The sequence below is a fragment of the Alteromonas sp. MmMcT2-2 genome (assembly GCF_022348305.1).
Classification (GTDB): Bacteria; Pseudomonadota; Gammaproteobacteria; order Enterobacterales; family Alteromonadaceae; genus Alteromonas; species Alteromonas macleodii.
This window is the reverse complement of the sequence record NZ_JAKRFA010000037.1, coordinates 23,702-35,310: the sequence shown is the minus strand read 5'-3', so window position 1 is coordinate 35,310 and position 11,609 is coordinate 23,702. Positions and strand designations below refer to the sequence as shown.

General features: G+C 44.5%; 10 protein-coding genes and 2 pseudogenes. 3 read left to right on the top strand and 9 right to left on the bottom strand.

The window, feature by feature from the left end:
- Positions 1 to 94: 94 nt before the first annotated feature.
- A pseudogene (locus MHM99_RS21265) lies at positions 95 to 463 on the bottom strand (LysR family transcriptional regulator); the annotation flags it as partial.
- A 99-nt stretch (positions 464 to 562) separates the two neighbouring features.
- Between MHM99_RS21265 and MHM99_RS16990 the strand changes: the two are divergent.
- Complete coding sequence (locus tag MHM99_RS16990) at positions 563 to 1,576, top strand: zinc-binding alcohol dehydrogenase family protein (RefSeq protein ID WP_014979659.1); 1,014 nt, start codon at positions 563 to 565, stop codon at positions 1,574 to 1,576.
- Between the two features lie 137 nt (positions 1,577 to 1,713).
- Here MHM99_RS16990 and MHM99_RS16985 read toward each other — a convergent pair whose 3' ends face one another.
- Positions 1,714 to 2,709 carry a YhdH/YhfP family quinone oxidoreductase gene (locus MHM99_RS16985; protein WP_239220214.1) on the bottom strand — a complete coding sequence of 332 codons (996 nt, stop codon included), beginning with the start codon at positions 2,707 to 2,709 and terminating at the stop codon, positions 1,714 to 1,716.
- A 239-nt stretch (positions 2,710 to 2,948) separates the two neighbouring features.
- Here MHM99_RS16985 and MHM99_RS16980 point away from each other — a divergent pair, with 239 nt between their 5' ends.
- Complete coding sequence (locus tag MHM99_RS16980; protein WP_231514360.1) at positions 2,949 to 3,329, top strand: helix-turn-helix domain-containing protein; 381 nt, start codon at positions 2,949 to 2,951, stop codon at positions 3,327 to 3,329.
- A gap of 94 nt (positions 3,330 to 3,423) precedes the next feature.
- Here MHM99_RS16980 and gtfA read toward each other — a convergent pair whose 3' ends face one another.
- The 7 genes and pseudogenes from gtfA to MHM99_RS16945 form a co-directional block, all read right to left on the bottom strand.
- Positions 3,424 to 4,920, bottom strand: a complete 1,497-nt coding sequence (gtfA, locus tag MHM99_RS16975) for a sucrose phosphorylase (protein ID WP_239220213.1) — start codon at positions 4,918 to 4,920, stop codon at positions 3,424 to 3,426.
- Between the two features lie 373 nt (positions 4,921 to 5,293).
- Positions 5,294 to 5,473, bottom strand: a complete 180-nt coding sequence (locus tag MHM99_RS16970; protein WP_014949928.1) for an oxidoreductase-like domain-containing protein — start codon at positions 5,471 to 5,473, stop codon at positions 5,294 to 5,296.
- A 230-nt stretch (positions 5,474 to 5,703) separates the two neighbouring features.
- Positions 5,704 to 6,039, bottom strand: a pseudogene (locus tag MHM99_RS16965) (SDR family oxidoreductase); the annotation flags it as partial.
- A 99-nt stretch (positions 6,040 to 6,138) separates the two neighbouring features.
- Complete coding sequence (locus MHM99_RS16960; RefSeq protein ID WP_049586875.1) at positions 6,139 to 7,908, bottom strand: flotillin domain-containing protein; 1,770 nt, start codon at positions 7,906 to 7,908, stop codon at positions 6,139 to 6,141.
- 18 nt (positions 7,909 to 7,926) lie between these two features.
- Positions 7,927 to 8,541: an OB-fold-containig protein gene (locus tag MHM99_RS16955; RefSeq protein WP_049586876.1), complete on the bottom strand. Its 615-nt coding sequence runs from the start codon at positions 8,539 to 8,541 to the stop codon at positions 7,927 to 7,929.
- 113 nt (positions 8,542 to 8,654) lie between these two features.
- Complete coding sequence (gene lpxH / locus MHM99_RS16950) at positions 8,655 to 9,380, bottom strand: UDP-2,3-diacylglucosamine diphosphatase (protein ID WP_049586877.1); 726 nt, start codon at positions 9,378 to 9,380, stop codon at positions 8,655 to 8,657.
- 140 nt (positions 9,381 to 9,520) lie between these two features.
- Complete coding sequence (locus MHM99_RS16945; RefSeq protein ID WP_049586878.1) at positions 9,521 to 10,012, bottom strand: peptidylprolyl isomerase; 492 nt, start codon at positions 10,010 to 10,012, stop codon at positions 9,521 to 9,523.
- A 185-nt stretch (positions 10,013 to 10,197) separates the two neighbouring features.
- On the opposite strand from MHM99_RS16945, the gene cysS reads away from it, so the two are divergent.
- Positions 10,198 to 11,580, top strand: a complete 1,383-nt coding sequence (gene cysS, locus MHM99_RS16940) for a cysteine--tRNA ligase (protein WP_049586879.1) — start codon at positions 10,198 to 10,200, stop codon at positions 11,578 to 11,580.
- Positions 11,581 to 11,609: the final 29 nt, after the last annotated feature.

The window sequence follows — 11,609 nt, the reverse complement described above, 5'->3', positions numbered from 1 at the left end:
AGCTTCAAGCTCTTTCTTATTCATGTTCATCTGCCTATCCTTAACTCTCTATAGAGTAAATTGAGATAGGCAGTTACACAAAATTAGTTACAGTCTCTACGGTTATTTTGTCATGTAAATCCATAAAGTCATCTAGCCACGGCGCAATCACATTTCGGCCTAAATCAGACGATAAACCTAACCTAAGCTCGCCCTCAATCACGCCTGTATCGCCCTTTAAGTTCTGCTTGGCATTAGCCAGCATTGACATGGCTTCTTGGCACGTTGGCAAAAACCTTTCACCCGCAGACGACAGGCGTAGTGAGCGTGTAGTACGAACAAATAATTCGGCACCAAGGGCCTGTTCTACGCGTTTGACCGCAGCGCTTGCGGTTGCTGTACGCATATTCAAATGTGTCGCTGCTGCAGTAATGTTTCTAAATTCAGCAACTTTTATTACTACATTCAAGTCGTCGAGTAACATGGCTTTCAAAAACTATTTGATAATGTTTCTTTTATTGTGCTGTTTATCCAAATTTAATCAAGAGTATGATGATGATATTACTCAAAGGAGAGACAAATGATGAAAGCTATTGGTTATACCCACTCACTTGGTATTAATGAGCCTAATGCACTGGTGGATATTGACATCGAAAAGCCCAGCGCGTCGGGTCGAGATTTACTTGTAAAAATAAGTGCGATAGCAGTCAACCCGGTGGATTATAAAATTCGTCATCGCGTTAATCCTAATGGAGGTGATCCCAAAATTCTGGGGTGGGATGCAGTAGGTGAAATCGTTGATATAGGCGCTGATGTTACCGAGTTCGCAGTTGGTGACAGAGTTTACTACGCTGGCGACCTTACCAGAGCCGGCTCAAACGCAGAGTTTCAATTAGTTGATGAACGTATTGTCGGTAAAGCGCCTAAGTCTCTGTCAGACAGCGATGCTGCGGCACTTCCTCTAACCACAATCACAGCGTACGAATTGCTGTTTGATCATCTTGCTCTAAGGCAACAAAGTGAAAAGAGCGATGAGGTTGTGCTTGTGGTAGGCGCAGCTGGTGGCGTGGGTTCTATTATGCTGCAATTGCTTAAAGTACTAACGGGGGCTACCGTGATCGCCACTGCCTCGCGCGAAAGCTCAAAAAGCTGGGTTCAGGAGTTAGGTGCCGACTACGTAGTGGATCATAGCAAGCCTATGGCTGAGCAAATCAAGGCCTTAAACATTGGTGAAGTGACTCATGTCGCAAGTTTAAATAATACGCACCAGTACATTGAAAGCTTTGTTGAAGTTATGAAGCCGAAGGGCAAACTAGCGCTAATTGACGACCCAGAAAGTCTTGACGTAGCCAAGCTTAAGCAGAAGAGCTTGTCACTTCATTGGGAGTTCATGTTTACGCGCTCAATGTTTGAAACCGACGATATGGCAGAGCAAAGCCGCTTACTTACTCATGTAGCATCGCTTATCGACGACGGTAAAATTAAGACTACTGTAGGCAAGCATTTAGGTAAAATAAATGCGGCTAACTTAATCGAGGCTCACAAAATTTTAGAAGAAGGGCGTGCTATAGGTAAGTTAGTGCTAGAGGGCTTCTAAAGAAAGCGTGCTTAAGGTTATATTCCGTAATACCATTCACTTGTCTAAAAAAATGAGTAACGACGGGAACTAGTCACTCGTAGGGGCGAGCCAGATAAACCGAAGGCACCTTATTAAGGTGCCTTCTTTTTATGTGCTTAGCCTTGAACATTAACCAAAGTACGGCCAGAAATCTGCCCTTTTAAGATTACGTCTATTTTTTCATTTACCGCATCAAGGGTCACTTCCTCGGTAAGGTCATCAAGGCAGTTTAGCTTCCATTCACTAGCAAGCTTGTCCCACAACCTCAAACGGGGAGGCATTGGACACTGCACAGAGTCGATTCCAAGCAATGAAACGCCTCGCAAGATAAATGGAAATACGCTCACGTTAAGATCTGCAGCAGCCGTAAGACCGCAGCACGTCACCGCGCGGCCATATTGCGTAGCTTTGATTGCCTGTGCTAGATACTCTCCGCCTACTGTATCAACGGCGCCAGCGAATTGCTCCTTAAGCATGGGGCGTTCTTTGTTTTCTAATAGTTCGTCGCGAGTTATCACTTTGCTTGCGCCAAGTGTCTTTAAAAATGACTCATGCTCTTTTTTTCCAGTGCATGCCACAACCGAAAAGCCAGCTTTGGCCAACAGGGCAACAGCGACAGAGCCCACGCCTCCTGTAGCGCCAGTGACTAGAATATCGCCTTTGTCAGGAGTCACGCCGTGTTCAACCAAGCCTTGTACCGATAGTCCTGCAGTAAAACCTGCGGTACCAATGATCATTGACTCTCTCAACGTAAGTCCATTTGGCTTAGCTACCGCCCATTCACTTGGAATTCTGATGTATTCGCCAAAGCCTCCAGCGGTGTTCATGCCGAGGTCAAATCCGGTGACAATAACTTCGTCTCCTTCTTTAAAGCGATTGTCACCACACGATACCACAGTGCCCGCTGCATCGATGCCAGGGGTATGGGGAAAATTACTGCTGACACCAGGGTTACCTGTCGCAGACAAGGCATCTTTATAGTTAAGTGATGAATACTCAACCTTGATGAGCAGCGTGCCGTCTGGCAAATCATCGAGTGAACGCTCCGTGATGGAACGAGTAAATGATTTGTCTTCCTGTTTTTCTACAAGCAAAGCCTTAAACGATGTCATACCTGTCTCCGTTGGTCGAAAATTTACACTGCTCATTGTGACTATATATAAACTTTGTGCAAGTATGCACTTTTTAGTATGGTAGTACCCTAAAAGATACTATTGGAGTTATATTTAGCTTTTTGCTTGTGTGCTTTTGCAAAAGGCGAGCTGATATTGAAGCAGTATCTTTTGCTTGATTGAGCTGAGAGGGCGAAATGGGTACAAATTTGAAAAGTGTAGAAACAGAGCCGTGCGATATGATTACTAAAGTCGAAGGTAACGCCGCGAATGCAAAACAGTGCGCTAGTGAAAGCTCAAACGACCCTAAACAATACATTTGCGGTGTAGCGGTATCGCTTGAGATTATCGGTGGTAAATGGAAAGGCGTTATTTTGTGGCATCTCTGTCATAAAACGCTACGCTTCAGTCAATTGCGTAGGAGGCTGCAAGGCGTTACCCAAAAAATGCTTACACAGCAGTTGAGAGAGTTAGAACGCGATGGGTTAGTTAACCGGAAAGTGTTTGCTGAAGTGCCACCTCGTGTTGAATATTCTTTGACTGATTTAGGCCGAACGTTAGAGCCCACCTTACGGCAACTGTGTGAATGGGGCAGGGCATATAATGACGACTATAGGTAGTCGAGACGATATTCATTTGAAGTAGCGCTTAACACGTGCCAAGCGCTACTTCTTGCTGTAAGGACTTTAACCTAAAATTTTAAACAGTCGGATGTTAAGCTAGCAATGAGCCAATAGACAATACACTTTCTTCACCATTGGTTACTGTGGTGATGGTCGCATCCATTGCGCTGAAGTTAACGTTTAGTGAAGCGGTATCGCTATCTTTTTTCCACGAAAGAACCAGTTCGTCATTGTTGTAATTTACGTCAAACTCGCCATTGAATGCATCGCTTTCGTTTCTAAGTGATATCAGTTTCATTAAACCTTTAACCACCGGCTTTTCAACGGCCTGTTCAACCATAGAAGTTGTTAAGTAAGGGCGGTTTATATCACGGCCAACATTAGTCCGAGCAAGTAATTCCATATCATTGAGTGCAGCAAGCATACCGCCATAGTAGACTTGAGGAATACCCGGACTAAAGAACTGAATAGCACGAGCAACCAAGTAGGCGAAATCATCCTTACCTAATGCATCGTAATACGTACAGTTAACTTGATACAAGTCCACATTGTTCGCCGCGGCTCCTGTAGCCTTTTTAGATTCTCCGTTAGAGTTCACATGTATTTGTTCAACAAGCGCGTTGATCGCGTCTGCATTAAGAAGACCAGGCTTGTCACCATTCGCGCCCACGTCAACAATGCCGATACCATCGTGAGTATCTAGCACGGTAAAGCAGTTACGTGGCGAAATTGAAAGCCAGTATGCCAATGCCTCTGCATTTTTAGAGAACAAAGTGTGTAGTACAAGCGGAGGTAAAGCGAAGTCGTAAACACTGTCGCAACGCGCAGCAATATCAATTTGAGTTTGATAGTGACTGTGTATTTCGACCAAACACTGCATGCCCATACCACGTGCGCGGTTTGATAATTCTTCGATAAATTCGAAGGTTTCTTCAAGCATAAAGCAGTTCGAACCTGCGCGTTTAATTGCATAGCCCGCCGCATCTAAGCGAATAAGATCAACATTACTTTCAGTAAACGACTGAAGAATAGAAGATAGGTAGTCTTTGCCTAACTGTGACTCCACATCAATATCAATTTGATTAGAGGTAAAAGTTGTCCAGAACGGCACGGTTTCAGGGTTGCCAGTCTCTGTGCCCACCTCGTAATCGCTGAAAAACGGTGTGGGTCGAGGGCGGAACACTTGTGCTATTTGTTCGTCAATTTGCATTTGATCGTTGCCCTTAAAAATATCTTCCTTGGTTAAGAACAGCGGCCAATAACTCGATTCGCGCCCGTTTTTCAGCACGTCTTTGAACGCTTCACTTTGCCCCGACATATGGTTAACAATGAGGTCGGCCATGATATCTACCGATGCGCCAAACTTTTTGATGTTGTTCCAATCGCCCAAGCGCTCATCGACCAAGGTATGATCGATAGGATCGAAACCCGCGTCTTCACCATCGTAAGGGTAGTAAAAAGGAAGGATGTGAACACCCGTAAACAGGCCACCTAACGGGCCCTGAAGTATGCTTGTTAGACTCTCGATGTTGCCATCGCCTAGTCGGTCTGCATAGGTGATTAGTTGAACGCCATTGCGTATAGACATGATAATTCTCCAAAATTCAGCATGCGCTTGCTCGTACTTCTCTTATGTATCGCGAGCACACATTACTACGAATTAAGCACGACCAGTCTGGCAGATTCAAAATTAACCATGTAACGGGTTTAGCTTAATTCTTAATCTTCTGTTATTGACTGACCAAATTTGGTTGAGACTCACAGAAAATCAAAATCTTAATCGATTAAGATAAAATAGCAGTAGAATAGAAATTTGTAAATGAGAAGTTTAAAAAATGGAACTGTCAAACGCTCATGCGGCGGTTTCAATTAGGCAAGTTCTAAGGCAGGATAGCTCGTTCGAGGGCTGTTCAATAGTAGGAAATAGCGAACAGGGCATTTTTAAATACGAGTACGGACCGCTAGTCTGGAGATCTTGTGTCTGATGACTCATTATTCGCTAACTCGTCAAATTCTCGCTTTGCTTCTTTCCACTTAGCAAGCTTTTCGTAGTATACGTCCCAAATACATGGGCAACACGAACCTCCGCCGCAACAATCGTCTCTTAATGGTTTCTCTGGTTCTTCGGGTAGCGACTTCATAGCACTTATCCTCGACTTTCTTCCTTAAAAATATCTAAATCTCAGATAATATTTTCAAGGCTTAACAATATCCTCACGTCCAAACCTAATGTTTAAGCGCAGAGAATACAACTTTGCCTGTGTATGTTACTCCTTATGATACGCCTTTGCAGCTTGAAAGGTTGCAAAGGCGTTTAACCCATTTTCGTTAATAAGTGAAAGCTGACATCAACGCCATCATGCTAATGGTGTTACAACTTCATACCACCAGATGCCTCAATCCTTTGGCCGTTAATCCAATAACTATCGTTACTTAATAGCGCTGCGATAACGCCACCTATATCTTCGGGTTGGCCAACGCGGCCTAAAGCGGTCTGAGAGGCTATAGCATTATTGACTTCGCTATTATCGCGAACATAGCCACCGCTAAAGTCAGTCTCAATGGCACCTGGAGCCAGGGTGTTTACTCTAATTTTACGGGCTCCTAACTCTGCAGCCAGGTAACGACTCATTACCTCTATGGCTCCTTTAGCCATACCGTAGGCGCTGTATCCCGGGAAGCAAAATCTTGCCACTTCGGTTAAGAGTATTAGTTGATAAATTAAGTGAAAACAAAAAGCCCTGTTGAATTACAGGGCTTAGGATGTTGTGTCGTGTTAGCTAGCTAAATATTAGCTCAATGAGCATTAATCAGCTGGAAGCTCTTCCGACGCTTTATTACCATTTAGGTTTTCTGGTGCTGTCACAATAGGTTTAGGTTTTACGGCATTGGCCTTGGTCAGTATGTCGCTGTTGCCTGTTACCAAATCATCTAATGTGCCTTTTTCCGCATCGACCAAGCCCACTTCACGCAACATAGAGTCTACCAGTGGGGCGTTAGCACGATAGCTTAGTGCGGCTTGCGTTACTTGTTCAGCTAAACCACTACCAGCAGTAGCAACGGTGTGATCGCCTTTCACGCCACTCCCTTGGCCGTAGCCTTGAAGAATTTTAATACCTTCTATGTTTTCAAGTGGCTTAACGGCGTGTGCCACAAGCTCAGGCAATATTTTGAGCATGGCAAGGGCTTTTTGCAGCTCAATTTGCTCGGTCTTAAGCGTATTTTCAGCCTCATAAAGCGCTTGTTTACCTTGTGCTTCAACAGCAAGCACTTTCTCATCAGCTTCAGCCTCAAGCATTTTTGCATCGGCAGCAGCCTTAGCTTCCGTAAGAATGGCGGCAGCAGAGTTTTCAGCTGCTTCTTTCTTAGCTTGTGCTTCTACGGTAATGCCCACAGCCTCACGCTCTGCCTCTTTACGCGCGTCTATAACTTCAATTTGCTTCTTACGCTCAGCTTCTGCCACCATTTTCGCTGTGGTTACTGCTTCCACTTTTTCCACTTTAGCTTTTTCCGCTTCAGCAGCTTTAGCACGCGCGGCCGACTCTTCCTCAGATTTTGTCGCAACGGCAATTTGTTTAATTTGCTCAGAAACCTCAACTTCTTGCTGCTGACGAATGCGCGCTTGCTCTAATGCCTGACGCTTAGCAATTTCTTGGGTTTCAATTTCCCGTGATTTTTCAATTTCCGCAGCCTCGATAGCACGGTTTTTAGCAATCTCTGCTTCGCGCTCTTCCCGTTCTTTCATTTCGCGCTGCTTAGCAATTTCTGCTTTTTGTTCCTGACGTTTAAAGGCAAGAATTTGCTCTTGGGCTAAGCGAGCTTCTTCTTCATCTCGTTTCACCTCTAGTGATTGTTTCTCAGCAGCCAAATTACGCTGTTCAATGAAAATGCGGTTTTCTTGTTGAATATCGTTGGTTTCTTTGCGTTTTTCTTCAATGATCTTCGTTAAGCGTGCTCGCCCCTCTGCATCGAAAGCGTTGTTCTCATTGAAAAACTGTAGGTCGGTTTGGTCAAAACCAGTCAAGCTTACCGATTCTAACTCAAGACCGTTCTTTTCAAGGTCGTTAGCTACGCTTTGCTGAACTTTTTGTACAAAGTCAGCACGCTGTTCATGCATTTCGGTCATGCTCATTTCAGCAGCTACGGCACGTAGTACGTCAACAAACTTAGACTCCATTAGTTTCTTAACTTCTTCAGCGCGAGTGGTGCGCGTTCCTAGCGTTTGCGCAGCCATTGATATGCCATTGGCATTGGGGGCCACGCGTAAATAGAAGTCTGCCTTAACATCAACACGCATGCGATCTTTGGTAATAAGCGCGTCTTTTTGAATTTTTTCCACTTCTATACGAAGGGTGTTCATATTTACTGGAATGATTTCGTGAACGACAGGAAGCACGATAGCGCCACCGTCCTTAATGACTTTTTCACCGCCTAAACCGGTTCTTACGAACGCTGTTTCTTTCGTCGCGCGGGTGTAAAGTTTGGCAAAGATAAGGCCAATAACGATAAGCCCTACAACAATAGCACCGGCAATAAAGAGTATTGACGGCAAGCTAGATGGTTGAATTGTATCCATACTTTTATCTCTTTTAGGTTATAGGTAGCGGGTTGCTAACCAGCTGTGTTGTCTTTTCTGAACTAAAATGACGCGCTCTCCCTGTGCGAACAACTCTTCATCTTCGAAAGGTTCTACTAACACAAAATGAGGCTGTGAATAATGGTCGGTAAACTTTGCTTCAGCTGGGTTGCCTCGGCTTGCTTTTCCAATCGTGATTTCGGCCACAGACCCAATGAAGTCATCGCTGTTTACCGCACTAGACTCTACACTAGGCAACAAGCCTGAAATTACCTTTACGGTTTTAGCTGTTACGAATGCGCCAATAACAAATGCAAGAGGAACGGACAGGAAAGCTGGCAAGGTATAGCCGAGTGCACTCGCTGTTAAGCCGTTAACCATCAAGCCAACTAAACCGAATAGAGTAAGAAGTACTACTAGGTAAATAAGAAAGGGAACTTTATTGATATTAAGCCAGTTGGCAAACGAGGTATTAAGAAACCCATCGCCATCAAACTCTGCAAAATCATCGCCTAACCCCAACAGGCTTATACCAAAAATAGTGCTAACAAGTTCTAGTATGAAAATAAAGAAAACGGCTATAAGCGAAATGCTAAACCAGAAGTTTGTAGGGGAAAGAAGAACATCTGTCATTTACACCGTCCATGATGACTAACTTGCTTTTATTCTTTATACCACAGAACAAAAATTAAGCCAGCGTCTAACACATGTACTTTCGGCTAGTTTGTAACAAATAATGATGGGGACTAATTGAAGTTATGTTTCTGCAGCATCACATCATTTTCAGTAACCTTCAATACACTGCCTTGATCATACCAATCGCCAAGTACAATACGAGTTGCAGGCTTGCCGTTTGCTGTAAGGCTATGAATGTTGGGCCTGTGTGTGTGGCCATGTATCATGCGCTGCACGCCCCATTTTTCCATGACTTTCACCACTTCTTCAGGCGTGACATCCATAATATCTGGCTTAAGATTTTGCTGCTTTGCCTTACTTTCCTTGCGACCGTTATCGGCAACACGCTGTCGATACCATAAAGGAAGCGCAAGCATTAAACGTGGCCACCACCAACCGCGGGATTTCTTGCGAAACTTTTGATAAGCAACATCGCGAGTGCATAGTTCGTCACCATGAGTAAGCAGGGTAGGTGTGCCGTATAAGTCTACAACTTCTTGTTCGTTTAATAACGTCATGCCGGCTTTTGATAGCCACTTTTCACGTATGGCGAAATCGCGATTACCGTGAATGAAGTATATAGGGCAATGCTGACTCACTGCCTTGAAAGCTGATGCTATGGCAGTGTTAAATGGACTAACGTTGTCGTCGCCAATCCAAACTTCAAACAAGTCACCAAGAACGTAAAGTGCATCAGCATTAATCGCGTCTTCTTTTAAAAAGCGCATTAAGCATTCTGTAATGTCAGGGCGGTCGGCACTTAGGTGCAAGTCGGCAATGAAGTAGGTGAACGACATAAATCTTCTTATTGTGGTTTAAAAAGCCGCGTTAAAGTAACGCGGCTTGTTTTTAACTCAAGGCCTTGAGTATGTCTTGAAAATCATATTGGCCAAGGCGTTATTGAGACAGCTATTCGAGCATAGATGTCAGCGGCTATTTAAGAAATAGTCGCTTTTTCAATGATAACAGGCTCAACAGGAACATCCTGGTGATAGCCGCTGTTACCGGTTTTAACAGCCTTAATTTTTTCAACAACATCCATACCTTCAGTTACTTTACCGAATGCACAGTAGCCCCAACCATTGACAGACTTGCTAGAGTGGTTAAGGAAGTCGTTGTTATTTACATTAATAAAAAACTGAGCCGTCGCAGAGTGTGGATCTTGGGTACGCGCCATCGCGATTGTACCCACTTCGTTTGCTACGCCGTTGTCCGCTTCGTTTTCAATAGGGGCTTTTGTGTCTTTCTGATCCATATCTGGCGTAAAACCACCACCTTGGATCATAAAGTTGTTGATTACACGGTGAAAAATAGTGTTATCAAAAAAACCGTCTTCAACGTAAGAAATGAAGTTAGCTACCGTTTTAGGCGCTTTATCTTCAAAAAGCTCTAGGGTGATGTCACCGAAATTTGTTTTTAACGTAACCATTGTGGTTTGTCCTGTGTGTTAGCATACATATAAAGTGGCGGCATTTTAGCGCAAAACGAGTCGTTAGCGCAAAGAGACGGTTATCGCAAAACCCAGCCATATCGTTGCAAAAGGCTTGTACCATTTAAATCGTGACAGTGCTAAACTTTGCGGCCGAAAAATTATGACAAATAGGAAATATAGACATGCTACATCTTTACAACACCCGAACCCGTGAAAAAGCGAAGTTTGTACCGCTTCAAGAAGGGAAAGTGGGTTTGTATGTTTGTGGTATTACCGTTTATGACCTAAGTCATATGGGTCATGCCCGTACTTACCTGAGTTTCGATGTCTTAGTACGCTACATGCGCCACCTTGGTTTAGATGTGAAGTACGTGCGCAATATCACCGATATCGACGATAAGATTATTGCTCGCGCCAATGAAAATGGTGAAAGCTTTGAGGCGCTAACTGCACGCACTATTGCCATGATGCACGAAGACTTTGCGGCGATTAACTTACTAGAGCCAGACGTCGAGCCGACAGTAAGTGGTCATATGGATGAGATCATTGCAATTATCCAGCGACTCATGGACAAAGGTTACGCCTATCAAGCTAAAAGCGGCGATGTACTATTCGACGTAAGCAAGTACGAAGATTATGGCAAGTTAAGCAAACAAGACTTAGATCAGCTTAAAGCGGGTGCTCGTGTTGAAGTGGCGGCAGGAAAAGACGACCCGCTAGACTTCGTACTGTGGAAAACCACCAAGCCTGGTGAGCCGGCATGGCAATCGCCATGGGGCGAGGGACGTCCGGGATGGCACATTGAATGTTCTGCAATGAATCATAAGCATCTTGGTGCGCACTTTGATATTCACGGCGGTGGCTCAGATTTAACGTTCCCACATCACGAAAACGAAGTGGCTCAGTCGTGCTGTGCGTATGACACACCTTACGTAAACGTGTGGATGCACGCGGGTATGGTACAGGTTAATGACGAAAAAATGTCTAAGTCATTGGGTAACTTTTTTACCTTGCGCGATGTGCTTAAAGAGCACGACTCAGAAACATTGCGTTTCTTCCTGATGTCGGCGCATTACCGTAGCCAGTTAAGTTACTCTCAAGACAATATTACTCAAGCGAAGGCCGCCCTAGAGCGTTTGTATACAGCCCTTCGTGGTGTTGAAGTAGATGAAAGCACTGATCTGAGCTACGGTGGCTATCTGAAGCGTTTCGAAGCAGCAATGAACGACGACTTAAACGTACCTGAAGCCTTTTCGGTGTTGTTCGATGTGGCACGTGAGCTTAACCGCCAAAAAGATAACGTAGAAGAAGCAGGTAAACTGGCTGCTGTTCTTAAAGGCCTAGGCGCAATTTTGGGTATGCTTCAAAGTGATCCAGACACCTTCTTGAAAGGCGGTGAAGGCAATGACGACGAAGCGGCTGAAATTGAAGCGTTAATTAAACAGCGTAACGATGCCCGTGCCTCCAAAGACTGGGCAGCGGCAGATGCCGCGCGCGATGCGTTAAACGCAAAAGGCGTAGTGTTAGAAGACGGCCCAAGCGGTACTACCTGGCGCAAAGCGTAATTAGCAGCCAATACTTTTTAACAGAATGA

What these genes read in the sequence shown, in the direction of transcription:
- MHM99_RS16980 (WP_231514360.1), top strand. Translation starts at nt 2,949, where the DNA reads ATGATTACTAAAGTCGAAGGTAACGCCGCGAATGCAAAACAGTGCGCT.
- cysS (WP_049586879.1), top strand. Translation starts at nt 10,198, where the DNA reads ATGCTACATCTTTACAACACCCGAACCCGTGAAAAAGCGAAGTTTGTA.
- MHM99_RS16985 (WP_239220214.1), bottom strand. Translation starts at nt 2,709, where the DNA reads ATGACATCGTTTAAGGCTTTGCTTGTAGAAAAACAGGAAGACAAATCA.
- MHM99_RS16955 (WP_049586876.1), bottom strand. Translation starts at nt 8,541, where the DNA reads ATGACAGATGTTCTTCTTTCCCCTACAAACTTCTGGTTTAGCATTTCG.
- MHM99_RS16970 (WP_014949928.1), bottom strand. Translation starts at nt 5,473, where the DNA reads ATGAAGTCGCTACCCGAAGAACCAGAGAAACCATTAAGAGACGATTGT.
- MHM99_RS16945 (WP_049586878.1), bottom strand. Translation starts at nt 10,012, where the DNA reads ATGGTTACGTTAAAAACAAATTTCGGTGACATCACCCTAGAGCTTTTT.
- gtfA (WP_239220213.1), bottom strand. Translation starts at nt 4,920, where the DNA reads ATGTCTATACGCAATGGCGTTCAACTAATCACCTATGCAGACCGACTA.
- lpxH (WP_049586877.1), bottom strand. Translation starts at nt 9,380, where the DNA reads ATGTCGTTCACCTACTTCATTGCCGACTTGCACCTAAGTGCCGACCGC.
- MHM99_RS16960 (WP_049586875.1), bottom strand. Translation starts at nt 7,908, where the DNA reads ATGGATACAATTCAACCATCTAGCTTGCCGTCAATACTCTTTATTGCC.
- MHM99_RS16990 (WP_014979659.1), top strand. Translation starts at nt 563, where the DNA reads ATGAAAGCTATTGGTTATACCCACTCACTTGGTATTAATGAGCCTAAT.